Raw genomic sequence first — 19,000 nt, 5'->3', positions numbered from 1 at the left:
CCGGCTGACCTCTGACACGCGGCCGAAGCCCGACCGGATGCCGGTCGCCGCGAAACGGCGGGCGGCGGACGGCCGGCGCGCCACGGAGATCATGACGGCAGCGGAACGCCGGCTGCGCACCGCCGGGTCCCGGCTGGCCCACGGGCCGCGGCGCCCGGCCGACTTCGAGGGGTTCTACCAGGTCACACCGCCCTGGGACATCGGATGTCCACAGCCGGCGTTCCTGGCACTGGCGGACGCCGGCGTGCTGCGCGGGCGGGTCCTGGACCTCGGCTGCGGTACCGGCGAACACGCCCTGCTGGCCGCCGGCCGCGGCCTGGACGCCGCCGGTGTCGACACCTCGGCCGTGGCCATCGGGCGTGCCCAGGCCAAGGCCGCGGAGCGCGGGCTCGCGGCACGGTTCCGAGTCTGGGACGTGCTGGACCTGCCGGCCCTGGGCGAGAACTTCGACACCGTGCTCGACTGTGGCCTCTTCCACGTCCTGGCCGACGACGACCGGGCCGCGCTGGTGCTGGCCCTGGGCGCGGTGGTCCCCGCCGGCGGCCGCTACTTCATGCTCTGCTTCAGCGACAGTGTCCCGGGCGATCTCGGCCCGCGCCGGATCAGCCAGGCCGAGATCAGGAGCAGCTTCGCGGACGGCTGGCAGGTCGACGCGATCGAGCCGGCCACCCTGGCCGTCACCATCGACCCCGCCGGCGTTCCCGCCTGGCTGGCCTCGCTCACCCGGCGGTAGGCGCCGCGACCGGCCGGCCCGCCCAGCGGCGGCGCGCCAGCACCAGCGCGCCGACCGCCGCGGCCAGCGCGACGGCGGCCAGTGCCCGGCCCGTCGCGTACTCCGCGTGGCGGGTCGAGCCGCCGTCGCCGGCTGCCGTGAGGAACACCGTCCCCACCACCGCCACGCCGATGACCTGGCCGAGCTGCATCAGGGTGAGCAGCAGCCCGCTGGCGTCGGCCGCATCCTCGACGGGCACGTGCTCCAGCGTCACCGACATGATGATCGACATCACGCCCAGCCCGAAGCCGATCAGCGCTGTCAGGACCTCGTACCGCACTCCCCCACCGGCCAGGGGGCCGATGAAGAGATAGGACACCGCCGCAAGGGTGAAGCCGGCGGGGATCAGGCAGACCTGCCAGCGGGACGGAACCCGCTGCCAGTTCAGGCCGACGAACGCGAAGGCCACGACACAGGGCACGAACGCCAGGCCCGACATCAGCGGGCTCATCCCGAGGTCGCCCTGCAGGTGCAGCGTGGTGGTGAACAGGAACCCGGCCCAGGTCGCCGGGGCCAGCAGGAGGATCGCGGCGGCCGGGCRCAGCCCGGGAGCAGCCAGCACCCGTCCCGAGATCAGCGGACGCCGGCCCCGCGCAGCCACCCGCCCCTCCACGTACACGAAGAGCCCGAACACCGCGACCCCGGCGGCGAGACACACCCACGTCCAGACCGGCCAGCCCAGCTCGTGCCCCAGAACCAGCGGCATCACGACCAGCAGGACCGACGCGGCGAGCAGGACCAGCCCCGGCAGGTCGAGGTCCACCCCGCGCCGCGCCTCGTCGACCGGCATCACCCGGGAGCCGACGGCCAGCAGCACCGCGCCGATCGGGACGTTCACCAGGAAGACCGTCCGCCAGCCGGCACCGAACAGGTCGGCGCTGACCAGCAGCCCACCTGCGACCTGGCCGACGACCACGCCACCGGCGATCACCGCGGAGAAGTAGCCGAGCGCGCGCAGCCGCGCCGCCCCGGCGAAGTTCCGCTGGATCAGGCTCATGACCTGGGGGGTCATCAGCGCGGCGAAGGCGCCCTGGAGGAACCGGAAAACAATCAGGGTGGTCGGCCCGACCGCCAGGCCGCAGGCCAGCGAGGCGAGGGTGAAGCCGGCCAGGCCCAGCAGGAACGCCCGCCGGTGGCTCAGCACAGCACCGAGGCGCGCCCCGGTGATCAGCAGGACCGAATAGGCAAGGGTGTAGCCCGCGACCACCAGCTGCAGGCCCGCACCGGAGACGTCCAGGTCCGCGCGCAGAGTCGGCAGCGCCACGTTCACAATGCTGACGTCCAGAATCGCCATGAACTGACCGAGGAGCACGACCGCCAGCAGGGCCCCACCGGCCGGCCGGTGGGGGATGGGTGACCTCCGCGGCCGGGGCTGTCCGGCGGGTCCGGCGGGTCCCGCGGGTACGGCGGGTACGGCGGGTACGGCGGATCTCGCGGGTCCCGCTGCCGCGGGGGTCCGTAGTGCATCAACCATGACCAGCAGCTTCGAGGCGCGGGAACACTGGTAACGAGAGCCCGCTGATACTGGTAGTGGCACCACCTGGCACACCGCGCCTGCGGCGGACACTCTGGAGGGGTGACGACGATCGTAGGCGTGCCCGGACCGCGGAGGGAGCAGCGGCGCCGCTCCGACCTGGCCCTCTTCCTGCGCAGCCGACGCGCACGCATCTCCCCCGACGACGTCGGCATGCCGCCGGGGCTGCGCCGCCGCACCCCCGGGCTGCGCCGCGAGGAGGTCGCCCAGCTCGCCGGCGTGGGCGTCACCTGGTACACCTGGCTCGAGCAGGGGCGACCCATCAACGCCAGCTCCCAGGTCCTCGACGCGGTCGCCCGGACGCTGMGGCTGGCGCCCGCCGAACGCGAGCACCTCTACCGCCTGGCGGACACGCCGCTCCCGCCGCCCGCGTCTGACGAGGATCCCCAGGCGCTCCCACAGGACATCCGCGCCATTCTGGACAGTCTCGACCCGCTGCCGGCGRCTCTGGTCAACGCCCGTTCCGACCTGCTGAGCCACAACGCCACCTTCGCCGCGCTCGTCCCCYGCCTGGCCAGCGCGACCGGCCACACGCGCAACTCGGCCTGGTTCTCCTTCACCGCGCCGCCGTCCTGCAACCCGGTCGTGCACAGCGACGAACTCGCCGCCGAGCACGTGGCCATCTTCCGGTACCGCTACAGCCAGCATCTGGGCGAGCCGGGCTGGCGGGAGTTCGTCCACGACCTGTGCGCGGCCAGCCCCGACTTCGCCCGGCTGTGGGCCCGGCAGAACGTCGCCCAGCCGCGGCCGTGCAACAAGGTCTTCCGCTACGCCGGGATCGGCGACATCGCGACCCGCTCCACCAACCTCGAGCTGTCGGCCCAGCCCGGAACGAGGATCATCGTCTACACCCCGATCGACGACGCCAGCCGGGCCGGCATCGCCTGGATCCGCGAGCACCCCGAGGCCGCGAGCCCCCCGCACGACCACTGACCTCCGGCGCACCCGCGCGCGTCAGAACGGCCAGGACGCGGTCGGCTCAGTCAGCGCGGTCGGCGCGGTCAGGCGGCCTCGTAACTGAGGGCCGGCCCGAGCAGGAGGCCGCCGTCGACGACGAACTCCGAGCCGGTGGCGAAGGACGCCTCCGCCGAGCTGATGAACAGCAGGAGCCGGGTGACATCCGCGGGCTCGCCCATTCGCGGGATGGCGAACGGCTCGGGCGAGTAGAAGTCCGAGATCGGCGCGTCGCTTCCGGCCGCCGGTTCCGTGATGAACGGGGTGGCGATGACGCCGGGGTGGATGGCGTTGACCCGGATGTTGTCGCGGCCCAGCTCAAGGGCGGCGGTCCTGGTCAGGCCACGCACCGCCCACTTGCTGGCGACGTACGGCGCATAGCACGCGGTACCGCCGATCCCGGACGTGGAGCCGATGTTGACGATCACTCCGCCGCCACCGCGGCGCAGCGACGGGACCGCGGCCCTGATTCCCAGGAAGGTGCCGGTGAGGTTGATGTCGAGGATCCGTTCCCAGACCCGGCGGTCGGTGGCTTCGACCGGCGCGGCGGGGTTCTGCGCACCGGCGTTGTTGACGAGGACCGACAAGGGGCCGAAGTACCGCTCGGTCGCCGCGATCGCATCTGCCCACGACGCCTCGTCGGTGACGTCGAGCCGGACCGACAGGACCCGCTCACCGCGTTCGCCTCGCCCACCGAGCTCGTCGGCGAGCTCTCGGCCGCGTTCTTCCGAGACACCGGCGATCACGACGTTCGCACCCTCCGCATGGTAGGCGCGGACGTGGCTGGAGCCCTGGCCGCCGGCACCGCCGGTGACGAGCACGGTGCGGTTGTCGAATCGTCCCATCGGATCTTCCTCCCAGGTAGGCGAGTCGAGCGACTCATCTCACCTCGGAAGGTAGCCACCTCCAGAGAGGCGAGTCAAGTGACTCACCTCGCATATAATGCCGCCATGACGACCGCACCCTCGGCCTACCATCGGCGCCTCGCCGAGCAGAAGAGGGCGGCAATCCTGGCGGCAGCCACCCGGTTGTTCCTCGACACCGGCTACGACGGGACCTCCCTGGCCAGGATCGCCGAAAGCGCCGAGGTGTCGAAGGCGACCCTCTTCAAGCAGTTCCCCACCAAGGCAGCGCTGTTCGACGCGATCGTGGCCGCGTCCTGGCAGACCGGCGAGGACGATGCGACACACCCGCCGGCCGGCGACCTGCACGGCGGTCTCACCGCGATCGGCCGCCGCTACGTCGCCCTGCTCACCCGCCCCGGTATGGCCGATCTGTTCCGCATCGTGATCGCCGAGCTGCACCGTTTTCCCGAGCTTGGCGAGGCCCAGTTCACCCGCGGCAAGATGCCCTACTTCGACTCCGTCCGGCGCTACCTGGAGGCCGAACGCGCGGCGGGGACCATCGTGGTCGATGACACCGAGCTGGCCACCACCCAGTTCCTCGGAATGATCTCCAACTTCGTGTTCTGGCCCCGGATGCTGCTTCCGCACTGGTCACCAGACGAGGCGGCCATCCTCCACGTCGTGGACGAGGCCGTCCTGATGATGGCGGCCCGCTACGCCGCGCCGCGCCGCGACGGCGACTGACGGGGGTCGCCCGCCGGAGCGTCATGACGCGGCGAGGGCGACAGCCTCCCGGCGCAGGGTCGCGCCGGTTGCGGCGTCGAAGAAATGCAGCCGGTCGGCAGCGGCGTGGAGTCGCAGTCTGCCGCCGCCGGTCACCGGGATCCGCGGATTCAGCGCCGCCGTGAACCGGCCGGGGCCGGCGGGGCCAGCAGGAGCGGCGGGAGCGGGAATACCGATCGCGAGCTCTCCGTGGGCGAGGGTCTCGGTGCCGAGCCGCTCGACCAGGTCGACCTCGAGGTCGAGGATCAGCGCCGGTTCGGTCGGAGGCTCGGTCTGGACGTCGTGCGGCCGGACCCCGACGATCACGTCGGTGCCGGCCGACGGAGCGAGCGACGCCAGCACCGACGCGGGCACCGACGCGGGCAGCTCGAGGGTCTGGGCGCCGACCCGCAGGGTCGCCGCGTTCCCCGACAGGGTCAGGTGACCGGGGACGAGGTTCGTCGGCGGGCTGCCGATGAAGGTCGCGACGAAGACGTTCGCCGGCCGACTGAACAGCTCGTCCGGGGTGCCGAGCTGCTGCAGGCGCCCGTCGTGCAGCACCGCGATGCGGTCGGCCATCGTCATCGCCTCGGTCTGGTCGTGCGTGACGTAGAGCGTCGTCGTACCCAGGGTGCGCTGCAGGCGGGCGATCTCCGCGCGGACCCGCACGCGCAGCTTGGCGTCGAGGTTCGACAGCGGCTCGTCCATCAGGAACGCGCGCGGCTGGCGGACGATGGCACGGCCCATCGCGACCCGCTGGCGCTGCCCGCCGGACAGCGCCTTCGGACGCCGGTCGAGCATCTCGGTGAGGCCGAGGATCTCGGCGGCGGTGGCGACCCGGCGGTCGCGTTCCGCCCGGTCGACGCGGGCCAGCCGCAGGCCGAACTCCATGTTCCGGCGCACGGTCATGTGCGGGTAGAGGGCGTAGTTCTGGAAGACCATCGCGAGATCACGGTCCGCCGGGGGGACGCCGGTGACGTCCCGGCCGCCGACCAGGACCCGGCCGGCGGTGGGCGCGAGCAGGCCGGCGACGATCCGCAGCGCTGTCGTCYTCCCACTGCCGGACGGGCCGATCAGGACCAGGAACTCCCCGTCCTCGACCTCGAGGTCGAGCGCCTCGAGGGTCGGCCGGTCGTCGCCGGTCCGGTCGGCGTAGGTCAGGGTGACGTCGCGTAACTCGATCGTGGACATGGGGCTCCCTCTTCCCTTGGACACCCGCGGGCTTCCCCGGGGCACCCGAGCAGGGAAACCGCGCCGCCGTCTGGCCGCGGCGCATGGTTCGCCCACGTGGGTCGCCGGTGGGAGCACACGGCACCACAACGACAGCGCGCGACCAGCCGTGACGGACGTTCGGATGAGGGAGGTACCGATATCCGCGTCGACGCGCCGTGACGCACAGGGTCGCATGGGCGCCCCGACCCGTCCAGGGGTTCGCCCGCCCATCCACAGACTTTCCGTTGCGTGGTCACCGTTGAACCGAGAGTGCCCACGACATCGGTTCGTGGCCACCACTTGACAGTTTCGTAACGGGGCCCCACAGTTTCGAAGCCATGAGAGCGCTCACACGCGATCAGTGCGGTGGGCGTGAAGCCAGAGGGAGGGCTTCATGAAGGCACGACGAGGCCGCCATGGGGCGATGGCCGGGGCAGCCGTCCTGGCCATCGCCTTACTGACCAGCGCCTGCGGCGACGACGGAGGGAAGACCAAGCTCACCGTCAACACGTTCGGCGTCTTCGGCTACACGGAGCTGTACAGGGAGTTCGAGGCAAGTCACCCCGACATCGAGATCGTCGAGACCGTCAGCGAGTACAACRACCATCACAACAACCTGGTCAACCATTTGGCCGCCGGCTCCGGCGCCGCCGATGTCGAGGCGGTCGACGAGGGTTTCATCGCGCAGCTGAAAGCGACGCCGGAGCAGTTCGTCAACCTGCTCGACCTCGGCGCGGGCGACCGGGAATCCGACTACCCCGAGTTCAAGTGGGCGGCGGCACTGTCCGCCGACGGCCGGTCGCAGATCGGCCTCGGAACCGACGTCGGCGGCCTGGCGATGTGCTACCGCACCGACCTGCTCGCCGCCGCCGGCCTGCCCACCGAACCGTCCGCCGTGAGCGCGCTCTGGCCGACCTGGAACGACTACTTCCGAACCGGCCGCGACTTCACGGCGAAGAACACCGGGGTCAGTTTCTTCGACGCCGCCACCAACATCTACAACGCCCAGGTCTTCCAGATCGACGAGAGCTACTACACCCCCGGGACCACGGAGGTGATCGTCGGGTCGAACCCGCAGGTCAGGGCCGCCTTCGACACCACCGCCCAGGCCATCGCGGACGGGCAGTCCGCCGGGTTGGTCGCGTTCGAGGACGAATGGGTGACGGCGATGAAGGAAGGGACCTTCGCCACGATCACCTGCCCGGCCTGGATGCAGGGCTACCTCAGGGAGAACGCTCCGGACACCGCCGGGAAGTGGAACATCKCCGCGATTCCCGAGGGCAGCGGCAACTGGGGCGGCTCCTGGCTGACGATTCCCGCTCAGAGCGACCACCGGGACCTGGCCTACGAGCTGGTCGCCTTCCTCACCGCGCCGGAGCAGCAGACCCGCATCTTCCAGGAGACCGGGAACTTCCCCTCCAGCGTGCAGGCGATCGAGAGTCCGGCGGTCCAGACGTTCACCAACCCGTTCTTCGACGACGCCCCGACCGGAAAGATCTTCGGCGAGTCCGCGGTCAGCCTGACCCCGCAGTACCAGGGACCGAAGCACGGCGCCATCCGGCAGGCGATGGAACACGGCATCCAGCGCATCGAGCAGGAGGACCAGGCTCCCGCCGACGCCTTCCGGGAAGCCGTCGCGGAGGCGGAGCGGGCCGCCCGCTGACATCTTCCGCCCCGCGGGCGGCAGTGGTCCGCCGGACGTGGCACCAGGTTGACGCCGCGCCCGGCGGGCCGAACGGGAAGGAGAGAAGGGCGATGACAATCGCAACACCGGCGGGTGCCGCGCGGGACGGGCACACCGACCGTTCCGGGCCGGACACGCCACCGCCCCAACTGCCGGGACCAGACCGGTCAGACCGGTCCGACCGGACCGACCGGACCGACCGGACCGGACCGCCCGCGCTGCGGCGGGCCGCGCGGGCGACGGTCCCCTACTGGCTCATCGCCCCGTTCTTCGTTCTCTTCATCGCCTTCGGGCTGTTCCCGATGCTGTACACCGCCTGGATATCGCTCACGGACCGGGACATGCTCCGCCCCGGCGCCGAGAAGTTCGTCGGTCTACGCAACTACACCGACCTGCTGTCCGACGACTTCTTCTGGAACGCGGCCGGCAACACGTTCCTGCTGATGGCGATGTCCTCGGTTCCGCAGCTGGTGCTGGCACTGGTCCTCGCGCACACGCTCAACGCACGGCTGCGCGGGCGGACCCTGTTCCGGATGGGCGTTCTTCTGCCCAACATCACCTCGATCGTCGCGGTGACCATCGTGTTCAGCCAGATCTTCGGCCGCCAGTTCGGCCTCATCAGCTGGGCGCTCGACACGGTCGGCCTGGACCCGATCAACTGGCAGGCCGGCGAATGGACATCCAAGATCGCCATCGCGGCGATGGTGATCTGGCGGTGGACGGGCTACAACGCCCTGATCTACCTGGCCGCGATGCAGGCGATCCCGCGCGAACATTTCGAGGCCGCGGCCATGGACGGTGCGGGCACCTGGCGCCAGCTCTGGCACATCACGCTGCCCGCACTGCGCCCGACCATCGCATTCACGGCACTCGTCTCGATCATCGGGCAGATCCAGCTCTTCACCGAACCACTGCTGTTCGACACCTCGCCGGGCAGTGTCTCCGGCGGTAACAGCCVCCAGTTCCAGACCCTCGCGCTGCTGCTCTACGAGGAGAGCTTCCGGCTGCACAACTTCGGCTACGGCTCCGCCATCGCCTGGCTCATGTTCCTGGTGACCGTGGTGTTCGCGGCCGGCGCCTACATCGTCACCCGCAACAGCTCCCGCCTCACCAGGGGTTCCCGATGACCTCCCGCATCCGTGGCACCGGTGATCGTTCCGGGCCGCTGCGCTACCCACTCCTGCTCGTGGTCGTGTTCCTCTCCGCGTTCCCCGTCTACTGGACGTTCATGATCCCGTCCCGGACGAACGACGCGGTCGGGCAGCTGCCGCCGCCCTTCCTGCCCGGCGGGCACTTTCTCTCGAACGCCGCCCGGGTCTTCGACACCGTCAACTTCGGCAAAGCCCTGATGAACTCGTTCATCGTCGCCGGCACCATCACCCTCTGCACACTTCTCTTCTGCTCGCTGGCCGGTTTCGCGTTCGCAAAGCTGAAGTTCCGCGGGCGGAACGCGCTCCTTCTGGTCGTGATCGCCACCATGATGGTGCCGATCCAGCTCGGCATCATCCCGCTCTACATCGAGATGCAGGAGCTGGGCTGGGGGAACCGCCTGGTCTCGGTGGTGCTGCCGACCGCGGTGACGGCCTTCGGCGTCGTCTTCATGCGGCAGAACGTCCTGCAGGCAGTACCCGACGAACTGCTCGAAGCGGGCCGCATGGACGGCTGCGGCACGCTGCGGCTGTACTGGCACGTCGCGCTGCCCGCCCTGCGGCCCGGGCTGGCGGTGCTCGGGCTGCTCACGTTCATGCAGGCCTGGAACGACTTCATGTGGCCGCTGATCGTGCTGAACTCCGAGAACCCGACGGTCCAGGTCGCGCTCAGCACGCTGGCCTCCGGCCACTACCGGGACAACACCCTTGTCCTCGCCGGGACCGCTCTCGGGACGCTTCCCGTCCTGGTGATATTCGCCCTGTTCGGCCGCCAGATCATCGGCGGCATCATGGAAGGCGCGGTGAAGGGTTGACGAACGAACCGATCGTGACGCGGATAGCCGGCGGGCTTCCGGCGGAGTTCGTCTGGGGCGCCGCCACGGCGTCGTACCAGATCGAAGGTGCCTTCGACGAGGACGGGCGCGGGCCGTCGATCTGGGACGCCTTCGCCCGCACCCCGGGAAAGACCTGGAACGGCGAGAACGGTGACATCGCCGCCGACCATTTCCACCGCTACCGTGAGGACGTCGCGCTCATGGCCCGCCTGGGCCTGACCGCCTACCGGTTCTCCGTCGCGTGGCCGCGGGTCGTCCCGTCCGGTTCGGGGCCGGTGAATCCGCGCGGTCTGGCCTTCTACGACCGGCTGGTCGACGAGCTTCTCGCCGCCGGTATCGACCCGTGGCTGACGCTGTACCACTGGGACCTCCCGCAGCCGCTGCAGGACGCGGGCGGCTGGCCCAACCGGGACACCGCCCTGCGCTTCGTCGACTACGCCGAGCACGTGGTCACCGCGCTCGGTGACCGGGTCCGGCACTGGTCAACACTCAACGAGCCGTGGTGCTCGGCGTTCGAGGGCCACCTCACCGGGCGGCACGCCCCCGGTGTGCGGGACGTCCGCGCTGCCGTGCGCAGCGTGCACCACCTGCTCCTGGCACATGGCCTCGGTACGGCGATGCTGCGCACCCACGGCGCAGGCGACGTCGGCGTGACCCTCAACCTCATCCCTGCCGAGCCGCCCCCGGCTGGCGACGGCGGGACGACCGGGCCCGACTCCGGTGTCGGCGGCGGCGCCGAGGACGCCGTCCGGCTGGTGGACGGGCAGCAGATCCGACTCTGGCTGGACCCGGTCCTGCGCGGCGTCTACCCGTCCGACGTGATCGCCGACTTCGCCCGCGCCGGCGCCGAGCTGCCGGTCCGGGACGGCGACCTCGCCCTCATCGCCGCCCCGGTGGACTGGATCGGGGTGAACTACTACGCCCCGCACCTCGTCGCGCCGGGCCCGGACCCCAACCCGGCGCCGACCCCGTTCGCCGGTGCGGACGCGATGACCCGGGTCGAGACCACCGATGACGTCACCGCGCTCGGCTGGCCCGTCCGCCCCGCCAGCTTCCTGCGCCTGCTGCGCCGGCTCGGCGCCGACCACCCAGGCGTCCCTTTCTACATCCACGAGAACGGGGCGGCCTACGACGACGAGGTCGCCGCGGACGGCACCGTCCACGACCCGCTCCGGCTGCGGTACCTGGCCGAGCACCTGGACGTCGTGCGGCAGGCGTCCGAGGAAGGCGTTGATGTTCGGGGATACTTCGTCTGGTCGCTGCTCGACAACTACGAATGGGCGGAGGGGTACCGGATGAGGTTCGGGGTCGTGCACGTCGACTTCGACACCCTTGTGCGGACGCCGAAATCCAGCGGGCTGTGGTACTCACGGCTGATCGGCGAGCACCGCGCGGGCAGTGCCGGTACCGGGCGCGGTGCACGCAGCGAGCGCGACGGGCACCCCGGGCGGCTCAGCCATGAGGCAAGCGGACAGTCATGAGCGTCGACGAGGGCCCGTCCGCAGCGCAGCGGCGGGCGCCGACGCTGGAGGCCGTCGCCGAGCTCGCCGGGGTGTCGCGGGCGACCGTGTCCCGGGTGGTGAACGACTCCGAGCGGGTCTCCCCCGAAGCCCGCGAGGCAGTCACCGCGGCGATCACGGCGCTCGGCTACGTCCCGAACCGGGCGGCCCGCAGCCTGGTCACCCGGCGCACCGACACCATCGCACTGATCGCGCACGAGCGGCCGGACACCGTCTTCGCCGACCCGTTCTTCGCCAGTGTGCTGCGCGGCGCGAACCAGGCCCTCAGCCTCACCCAGCTCCAGCTCGTCCTGCTCCAGGTGCAGGGTGACCAGCAGCGCGACCGCGCGCTGCGCTACGTCGGCAACGGCCACGTCGACGGCGTGCTCCTCCTCTCGCTGCACGGCGACGACACGCTGGCCACCTCGGTCTCCAAGGCGGGCGTGCCGCTGGTGATGGCCGGGCGGCTGCTCACCGGGGAGGTGGTCGACTCCGTCGACGCCGACAACGTCGGCGGGGCCGGGCTGGCGGTCCGCCATCTGGTGGCGACCGGGCGGCGCAGGCTCGCCACCATCGCCGGCCCGCTGGACATGAGTGTCGGCGTCGACCGGCTCCGCGGCTACACCGAGGCGGTGCTGGAGGCCGGCCTGCCCGACGCCGCCACCCGGATCGCGGCAGGTGACTTCACCGAGGCAGGTGGCCGGGCGGCCGCAGCCCGGCTGCTCGCCGAACACCCCACCCTGGACGCCCTGTTCGCAGCCTCCGACCTGATGGCCCTCGGCGCCCTGCGCGCCCTGCGCGCCGCGGGGCGGCGGGTCCCCGAGGAGGTCGCCGTGATCGGCTTCGACGACGCGGCCCCCGCCGCCTACACCGATCCGCCGCTCACGACCATCCGCCAGCCGGTGGAGCGGCTGGGCCAGGAGATGGTCCGCCTGCTGCTGCGCCGCATCGGCGACGGCCCGGGTGAGCCGGTAGCCGTGGTACTGCCGACCGAGCTGGTGGTCCGCTCGTCCGCCTGAGCAGCAGCCCGGTGGGACACCGCGCGCAGCGCCACCAAGGGACACCGCGCGCAGCGCCACCGGGGACAATGGCGGGAGGAGGTCGGCGGTGGCGGAGATCAGGATCAGCCCGGGTGAGGYGCATGTGCTGCGGGCGGTGGCGGCACGCCGCGTGGAGTACCGGTGGCGCAGCGGGCGGATCTCGGACTGCTACACCATCGGCGACGAGAACATCACCGTCACCGCCAGGCCACTGGCCCGCCGCGGGCTGATCTGGAATCCGCCCGGCAGCACCCGTCCCGAGCTGTCTCCCGTCGCCGCGGCCTGGGTCGCCGCCCACCCGGCACCGGCGCCCTGATTTCTGCCTGACCGGGGTCGAGAGGGGGCTGGTGACGATGGTGGCGGGCCGACCCGCGGCGTGACCATGCCCGGGAAACCCGGTTGCGCTCACGCACGCCACGAAGCGATCATGCTCCGATGCGGAAACATGCTGGAGACCAGGCGGACGAACAGGGCGCCCCACCCGCGATCGGCATGCGGCTGCCCTGGTCGGGTGTGCCAGCGGATCTGGCTCGCATGGTCGAGTCCCACCTGGGCGCCCCGGTAGCCGAGGCGACCACCCAGACCGGCGGTTTCTCCCCCGGCGTCGCTGCCAGGCTGCGGCTCGCCGACGGCAGACGGGTGTTCGCCAAGGCGGTGGGGCCGCGACCCAACCCCGATTCACCCATCCTCCACCGAGCCGAGGGGAGGATCGCGGCGCGACTACCGCTGGCCGCGCCCGCGCCGCGTCTGATCGCGACGTTCGAAGCCCACGGCTGGGTGGTCCTGGTGTTCGAGGACGTCGATGGAGCGCCGCCCGACCTGCCCTGGAAGAAGGACCAGCTCGACCGGGTCCTGGCCGCCCTCGCCGACCTCGCCGCGGTACTGACACCGTCGCCGCTCGAGGCCCCCACGGTCGTCGAGCGGTTCGGCGAGGACCTCCGCGGATGGCGCCGGCTCGCCGCCGGCTCGCCGACGGCCGGGCGCGCACCGGACGCCACCACCACAAAAGATGATCTTGAAACTCTCGACCCGTGGGCCTGTCGACACCTGGACGCCCTGGCGGATCTCGAGACCAGATGGACGGACGCGGCCACCGGAGACAGTCTCGTCCACGCCGACCTGCGTGCCGACAACCTCCTGCTCACCCCGGACCGGGTCGTGGTGGTCGACTGGCCATGGGCGTGTGCCGCGGCGCCGTGGTTCGACCTGCTCGCGATGCTGCCGAGTGTCCGGATGCAGGGCGGTCCCGCCCCCGAGGACGTCTTCGATGTCCATCCGGTGGCACGCGGCGCGGACGCGGACGCGGTGACCGCGACCATCGCAGCCCTGGCCGGGTTCTTCGTCCGGCAGTCGCTCCAGCCCGCCCCGCCTGGACTTCCGACGCTGCGGCCGTTCCAGGCCGCCCAGGGGCGAGCCGCACTCGACTGGCTGCGGATTCGGACCGGCTGGTCGTAGGAGCCGGCAGCGGCACTGATGCGTTGCGAGGAGGTGGCGGCGCCGGCGGTACGCGCCTGCCGTCTCATCGAGGACGAGTTGTCCACAGGCACCGGTCGGCTCGCCACTGCCGGGGAGGCGCCTTCTACAGTGGCCCCGTGACCTTGCCTTCCGTTCGCGCCCCGCGTGACGCCACCGACGTGCTGCGCCGCGTCTTCGGCTACGAGTCGTTCCGCGACGGCCAGCAGGAGATCATCGAGCACGTCGCCGCGGGAGGCGACGCACTGGTCCTGATGCCGACGGGCGGCGGCAAGTCGCTCTGCTACCAGATCCCGGCGCTGGTCCGGCCCGGCACCGGGGTCGTCGTGTCGCCGCTCATCGCTCTGATGCAGGACCAGGTGGAGGCGCTGCGCGCCCTCGGCGTCCAGGCAGGCTTCCTCAACTCCACCCAGGACGACAGCGCGCGCCGCGAGGTGGAGGCCGCGTTCGTCGCGGGCGAGCTCGACCTGCTCTACCTGGCACCCGAACGGCTGCGGCTGCGGTCGACCGTGGAGCTGCTCGACCGCGGCGAGATCGCGCTCTTCGCAATCGACGAGGCGCACTGCGTCGCCCAGTGGGGCCACGACTTCCGCCCCGACTACCTGCTGCTGTCCGAGCTGAGCCAGCACTGGCCGCAGGTACCGCGGATCGCGCTGACCGCCACCGCCACCCCGGCGACCCACAAGGAGATCACGGCCCGGCTCGGGCTCGAGAACGCCCGCCATGTCGTCGCCGACTTCGACCGGCCGAACATCCAGTACCGCATGGTGCCGAAGAAGGAGCCGAAGGCCCAGCTCCTCGAGTTCCTGCGCACCGAGCATGCCGGCGACGCGGGCATCGTCTACTGCCTGTCCCGCGCCTCGGTCGAGAAGATCGCGGACTTCCTGGCCACCAACGGCATCGCGGCCCTGCCGTACCACGCCGGTCTCGACGCCCGGGTCCGCGCCGAGCACCAGGCCCGCTTCCTGCGGGAGGACGGCCTGGTCATGGTCGCGACCATCGCGTTCGGGATGGGGATCGACAAGCCCGACGTCCGGTTCGTCGCCCATCTCGACCTGCCCAAGTCGGTGGAGGGCTACTACCAGGAGACGGGGCGCGCGGGGCGGGACGGGCTGCGCTCCACCGCCTGGCTCGCCTACGGCCTGCAGGACGTCGTCCAGCTCCGGCGGCTCATCGACACCTCGGAGGGCGACGCGGCACACCGCCGGCGGCTCGGCCACCACCTGGACGCGATGTTCGCGCTGTGCGAGACGGTGGAGTGCCGCCGGGTCGGGCTGCTGGCCTACTTCGGTCAGCCGCGGTCGGCGCCCTGCGGGAACTGTGACACCTGTCTGGAACCCCAGCAGTCGTGGGATGCGACTGTCCCCGCGCAGAAGGTGCTCTCCGCCGTGTTGCGTCTGCATCGCGAGCGGCGGCAGAAGTTCGGCGCCGGCCATGTGATCGACATCCTGCTCGGCAAGCGCACCCCCAAGGTCGGCCAGCACGGTCACGACACCCTGACCGTGTTCGGCATCGGCACCGAGCTCGGCGAGGCCGAATGGCGGGGCGTCGTCCGTCAGCTCCTTGCCCAGGGGCTGCTGACGGTCGAGGGCGATCACGGCACCCTCCTGCTCACGGATGCGAGCGGGGAGGTCCTGCGCAAGGAGCGCACCGTGTCGATGCGCCGGGAACCCCAGCGCCCCGCGAAGGCCGCGGCAGCGGCGAAGAACCGCCGCGCGGCAGCACCGGTCGAGCTGCCCGAGCACGCGATGCCGCTGTTCGAGCGGCTCCGGGCCTGGCGGGCCGCCACCGCCAAGGAGCAGAGCATCCCCGCCTACATCATCTTCCACGACGCGACCCTGCGGGAGATCGCCACGGTCGCGCCGGCATCCCTCGCCGATCTCGCGACCGTGAACGGCGTCGGCGAGAACAAGCTCACCAAGTACGGCGACGAGATCCTGCGCCTGTGCACGGAGGAGGAACCGCCGCCCGGGGATGACCCGAACCGGGCGGAGTGACTCAGATCGGCTCGTGGCGGCGAACCTTCTCGTGCAGGCGGGCCGTCGCCGGCGCCGGGGCCACCCGCAGCTCCCGGGCCAGGAAGTCGGCGCAGGTGCGGAACTGCAGCAGAGCGAGGTGCGGCTGGCCCTGGCGGCTGTAGGACCGCATGAGGCGGCGGTGCGCGTCCTCCCGGCAGGGGTCGCGCTCCAGGATCTGCCGGCACAGCAGGGCGCACATCGCAGGGCGGCCGGCGTCCAGATAAAGGACGCTGAGCTGGTCGAGGGCGTCCAGGTAGGTGAGGCGCAGCTGCTCGCGGGCCGGGACAGCCCAGTCATCCGACCGGCCGTCGGCGAGGAAGTCACCACGGTAGAGCGCCATCGCCGCCTCCCACTGCACGATCGCCTCGTCGGGGCACCCGGCGTCGACCAGGCGGCACCCTGCCTGCACGTGGCCCTCGAAGGCGTCCAGGTCGACCGACACCACCATCTCGGGCGCGAGCTGGTAGACGCCACGGTCGAACACGACGATCGCGGAGCTGGTCACCGCGCGGAAGACACGGCGCAGCCCGTGGACAGCCACCTGCAGGTTGTTCCGTGCCGCGGCCGGGTCCGCGCCCGGCCACAGCGCCTCCATGACCACCTCCCGCGGCGGGGCGGCGGCCCGGTGCAGAACCAGATAGGCGAGCAGGGACCGCTGCCGCGCTCCCCAGCCACCCACCGGCTGGCCGTTCACCGCCGCCGCCAGCGGGCCGAGCACGTGGACGACCAGCTCCAGCCGACCCGGCACCGTGACGCCCGTCTCCGACGGCCCGCCCGCCGGACGGGATGACCCGGCCTCCGGGCGGGGCAGGCCGCGGCTGTCGCGGTCGATGTCGATATCGGGCTGGCGCTGCGTGATGACACCGAGGTCGGCCTGGTCCGCACCGGAGGCGGTGGTGAGACGCGCGTCGAACCAGCGCCGGGCGAGATCGGCTCTCCCACGAGACCACGTGACGTGCGCTGCCGCGTCCAGGAGCGCCGGCTCAGCCTCGATGATCTCGGCGGGCAGGGCGTCGAGCCAGCGTCCGAGAGTGCTCCACTGACCGTTACCGATCATCTCCGCCGCCGCCGGGCGGAGCGCCTCGACGAGAAGCTGCTGGTCGCCGAGCGCGATCAGCATCGGGACCGCGATCTCCGCGGCTCCCTCCCGCAGCAGGCGGACGGAGATGCCGCGCAGCGTGGCGGGGTCCAGCCGGGCGTCGTCACCGAGCGCGGCGACGAGCGGGCCATGCCACACCGTCCGCAGCCGCCACCAGCCGTCGGCGAGAGGCTGGAACCACGGCCCCTGGACCGGCCCGGTGACCGCGTCCTGGTCTGCGGGGGCGACATAACCCACCTGCAGGATGTGGGCAAGCGCCCTCCGCGCGCCGGTGTCCGCCCGGGCCAGGGCGGCCTGGGCCAGCGACGTCAGCACCGCGGCCGAGGACGAGCCGCGGAAGGCCTGGGCCACGTCGGCGTCGGCGAGGGACGTCCGGGCGAAGGCGAGTGCCGCCCGGACGGCGGCCGAGCCGCGCAGCATCCCGGTCGCGCGCCGCCGCCGCAGCCAACGGCCCGGGCCTGCGCCCGCTCCGAGCCTCGGACCCGTTCCCGGCCCCAGGCCCGGGGCCGGGAACGGCCCCGTATCCGGGGCTGTTCCCAGGCCGCCCCGGAGAGCCGGCCACATCTGCGGGATCTGCCCCGTGGGGAGCGCGAGCCCGCAGTTCCGGAGGGCGGGCCAGGAAGCGGTGTGTGCCGGCAGTGCTGTCGGCGCGCGACCGGGTCGCAGCAGGCGGGTCGCCGGCAGCTCCGCGTGCCCGATCACCACCCGTGGAATGTGCTCGGGCAGCGCTGCGATGACATGGCGGCAGGCCAGTTCCAGGGCGGGGCCGTATGGATCCACCCGGTCCGCGTGGTCGATCACCAGGGCCGCGTCAGCCGGGAAGGAGCCGGCAAGGGCCTCGCCCAGTGCCTGGTACAGCCTGTCCCAGCCGAAGATCGGGCCCGGTCTCGCCGCCGAGGCCCGCAGCAGATCCACGCCGAAGCCGGGGACCCGACGCCGTACCGCGGCCACCATCGTCAGCAGCAGGGTCGCCGGATCGCGGTCCTCGGTGCCCAGGCGGAGCCAGACGGGTCTGCGCCCGGCGTCCAGCAGTGACTGCGTCAGGCCCTCGGTGAGCAGGCGCCCCGGGGGCACGACAAGCACTGTCACACCACCGCGCGCCGCGTCGGTGAATACGGAATGCGCGGCGACGGCCTGCCCCCTGACGGGTTCCAGTACCTTGCCCGCGAGCATGCATCCCCCATGCGGCCCAGCAGTCGGCGAAAACAATCAGAGCGCCGATGCCATCTTTATCACCCGCCGGCCGGCGGCACGCGTGATTGCCGGCAACYATGCGTCCGACGCTACGGAATACCAGCCTTCGAGGGCGTGCTCACCCCCACTTGACTTCCCCGCCGCACCACTGGCGGACATCTTTCCGCAGCGCGGGCAGCCGCTACCACGCAGCGCCCCATCCGGCGCGAGGCGAGGAGCATCCGGCCGGCCGGACAGCAGCCAGCATCCGCGCCCTCGACGGACAGGTTCCARCCACAGCCCTCTGAACAGGCATTACTTCTCCAGAGGTACCGGGATTCCCGCACTTAACCAGCATCCGCCGGCTCTTAAGCCAGGGTCACATGATCATTAATCGGCCGGGTCTACACAGGGACACAGCCCGGCGCGCACCTGCCGCCGGCACAGACGCCGAAACGAAGGGAATGCACCGGTGGTTGACGGAGAACAGCAGGGCAAGATCACGATCAGCGAATTCGTGGAGGTGGTGGATGACACCGGATTTGGCCCGGCCAACATCATCGAAGTGGGCGACCCGTTCACCGTCTGGGTCGAGTTCGAGCTCTTCACGTACGAGATCCACGTGCTCGAGGATTATCTGAGCTACTCCGTGAAGTACTGGCTGAACGCCCTCGACGTGCCACAGCCGACCTACCAGATCCCGACCCGAAGCGGCGCGACGGTCTTCGGCCAGCACACCTACGCCCAGGCGGTCACGGAGCAGAAGATCCCCGCCAGCAGCCTGCCGGCCGGCATCTACCAGATCGGCGCAGTCGTCACCTTCGCCCTGAACGCGCCGCCCCTTCCGCAGCGCCGCTACCCGCTCACCGCCTTCACCCAGCCCCGCACCATCCAGATCTACGAGCCGTAGTCGGCAGCTCACCCCAGCACGGCTCCCGCAGCCCCGAGGCC

The 19,000-nt window shown here is 71.5% G+C and carries 16 protein-coding genes; 12 read left to right on the top strand and 4 right to left on the bottom strand.

The features are described 5' to 3' along the window. The first annotated feature begins 91 nt into the window (after positions 1–91). Positions 92–733, top strand: coding sequence for a class I SAM-dependent methyltransferase (locus tag CC117_RS23240; protein ID WP_071087617.1), 642 nt, complete (start codon positions 92–94; stop codon positions 731–733). On the opposite strand, the gene CC117_RS23235 is transcribed toward CC117_RS23240, so the two are convergent. Beyond that, a complete protein-coding gene (locus tag CC117_RS23235; RefSeq protein ID WP_084132633.1) occupies positions 720–2,246 on the bottom strand; it encodes an MFS transporter in 1,527 nt (508 codons plus the stop codon). The genes CC117_RS23240 and CC117_RS23235 overlap by 14 nt on opposite strands. Positions 2,247–2,366: 120 nt before the next feature. Here CC117_RS23235 and CC117_RS23230 point away from each other — a divergent pair, with 120 nt between their 5' ends. Continuing rightward, the gene (locus tag CC117_RS23230; RefSeq protein ID WP_071087583.1) at positions 2,367–3,239 is read left to right on the top strand and encodes a helix-turn-helix transcriptional regulator; all 873 of its coding nucleotides are present in this window, start codon (positions 2,367–2,369) and stop codon (positions 3,237–3,239) included. Positions 3,240–3,307: 68 nt separating this feature from the next. Here CC117_RS23230 and CC117_RS23225 read toward each other — a convergent pair whose 3' ends face one another. Continuing rightward, positions 3,308–4,105, bottom strand: coding sequence for an SDR family NAD(P)-dependent oxidoreductase (locus CC117_RS23225; protein WP_071087581.1), 798 nt, complete (start codon positions 4,103–4,105; stop codon positions 3,308–3,310). Between the two features lie 105 nt (positions 4,106–4,210). Between CC117_RS23225 and CC117_RS23220 the strand changes: the two genes are divergently transcribed. Then, positions 4,211–4,849, top strand: coding sequence for a TetR/AcrR family transcriptional regulator (locus CC117_RS23220; protein WP_071087579.1), 639 nt, complete (start codon positions 4,211–4,213; stop codon positions 4,847–4,849). Between the two features lie 21 nt (positions 4,850–4,870). Here CC117_RS23220 and CC117_RS23215 read toward each other — a convergent pair whose 3' ends face one another. Then, entirely contained in the window at positions 4,871–6,058 is a 1,188-nt protein-coding gene (locus CC117_RS23215) for an ABC transporter ATP-binding protein (RefSeq protein ID WP_071087577.1), read from the bottom strand. Positions 6,059–6,473: 415 nt separating this feature from the next. Between CC117_RS23215 and CC117_RS23210 the strand changes: the two genes are divergently transcribed. The 8 genes from CC117_RS23210 (at position 6,474) to recQ (ending at position 15,756) form a co-directional block, all read left to right on the top strand. Then, positions 6,474–7,742, top strand: a complete 1,269-nt coding sequence (locus tag CC117_RS23210) for an ABC transporter substrate-binding protein (RefSeq protein WP_241830344.1) — start codon at positions 6,474–6,476, stop codon at positions 7,740–7,742. Positions 7,743–7,834: 92 nt separating this feature from the next. Then, entirely contained in the window at positions 7,835–8,890 is a 1,056-nt protein-coding gene (locus tag CC117_RS23205) for a carbohydrate ABC transporter permease (RefSeq protein ID WP_071087574.1), read from the top strand. Beyond that, the gene (locus tag CC117_RS23200; protein ID WP_071087572.1) at positions 8,887–9,726 is read left to right on the top strand and encodes a carbohydrate ABC transporter permease; all 840 of its coding nucleotides are present in this window, start codon (positions 8,887–8,889) and stop codon (positions 9,724–9,726) included. Before CC117_RS23205 ends, CC117_RS23200 begins: the two co-directional genes overlap by 4 nt. Beyond that, on the top strand, positions 9,723–11,228 hold the full coding sequence (locus tag CC117_RS23195; protein ID WP_071087570.1) for a GH1 family beta-glucosidase: 1,506 nt from the start codon (positions 9,723–9,725) through the stop codon (positions 11,226–11,228). The genes CC117_RS23200 and CC117_RS23195 overlap by 4 nt, the downstream gene beginning before the upstream one ends. Continuing rightward, positions 11,225–12,265: a LacI family DNA-binding transcriptional regulator gene (locus CC117_RS23190; RefSeq protein ID WP_071087569.1), complete on the top strand. Its 1,041-nt coding sequence runs from the start codon at positions 11,225–11,227 to the stop codon at positions 12,263–12,265. The genes CC117_RS23195 and CC117_RS23190 overlap by 4 nt, the downstream gene beginning before the upstream one ends. Before the next feature lie 88 nt (positions 12,266–12,353). Continuing rightward, positions 12,354–12,602, top strand: coding sequence for a hypothetical protein (locus tag CC117_RS23185; protein WP_071087567.1), 249 nt, complete (start codon positions 12,354–12,356; stop codon positions 12,600–12,602). 119 nt (positions 12,603–12,721) lie between these two features. Further along, positions 12,722–13,741, top strand: coding sequence for a phosphotransferase family protein (locus CC117_RS23180; RefSeq protein ID WP_071087565.1), 1,020 nt, complete (start codon positions 12,722–12,724; stop codon positions 13,739–13,741). 137 nt (positions 13,742–13,878) lie between these two features. Continuing rightward, positions 13,879–15,756 (top strand): DNA helicase RecQ, encoded by a 1,878-nt coding sequence (gene recQ, locus CC117_RS23175; RefSeq protein WP_071087564.1) that lies wholly within the window; start codon positions 13,879–13,881, stop codon positions 15,754–15,756. Position 15,757: 1 nt separating this feature from the next. Here the strand turns inward: recQ and CC117_RS39955 are convergent, their stop codons facing one another. Next, positions 15,758–18,049 carry a BTAD domain-containing putative transcriptional regulator gene (locus CC117_RS39955; protein ID WP_071087562.1) on the bottom strand — a complete coding sequence of 764 codons (2,292 nt, stop codon included), beginning with the start codon at positions 18,047–18,049 and terminating at the stop codon, positions 15,758–15,760. Between the two features lie 472 nt (positions 18,050–18,521). On the opposite strand from CC117_RS39955, the gene CC117_RS23165 reads away from it, so the two are divergent. Then, entirely contained in the window at positions 18,522–18,959 is a 438-nt protein-coding gene (locus tag CC117_RS23165) for a hypothetical protein (protein ID WP_071087560.1), read from the top strand. Positions 18,960–19,000: the final 41 nt, after the last annotated feature.

The sequence above is a fragment of the Parafrankia colletiae genome, from assembly GCF_001854655.1.
Lineage (GTDB): Bacteria > Actinomycetota > Actinomycetes > Frankiales > Frankiaceae > Parafrankia > Parafrankia colletiae.
This window is presented reverse-complemented; position numbering and strand designations above follow the sequence as displayed.

Bases quoted from the DNA above. Each gene is read 5' to 3' on its own strand.
- CC117_RS23240 (WP_071087617.1), top strand. From the start codon at position 92: ATGACGGCAGCGGAACGCCGGCTGCGCACCGCCGGGTCCCGGCTGGCC.
- CC117_RS23225 (WP_071087581.1), bottom strand. From the start codon at position 4,105: ATGGGACGATTCGACAACCGCACCGTGCTCGTCACCGGCGGTGCCGGC.
- CC117_RS23220 (WP_071087579.1), top strand. From the start codon at position 4,211: ATGACGACCGCACCCTCGGCCTACCATCGGCGCCTCGCCGAGCAGAAG.
- CC117_RS23200 (WP_071087572.1), top strand. From the start codon at position 8,887: ATGACCTCCCGCATCCGTGGCACCGGTGATCGTTCCGGGCCGCTGCGC.
- CC117_RS23190 (WP_071087569.1), top strand. From the start codon at position 11,225: ATGAGCGTCGACGAGGGCCCGTCCGCAGCGCAGCGGCGGGCGCCGACG.
- CC117_RS23180 (WP_071087565.1), top strand. From the start codon at position 12,722: ATGCGGAAACATGCTGGAGACCAGGCGGACGAACAGGGCGCCCCACCC.
- CC117_RS39955 (WP_071087562.1), bottom strand. From the start codon at position 18,049: ATGCTCGCGGGCAAGGTACTGGAACCCGTCAGGGGGCAGGCCGTCGCC.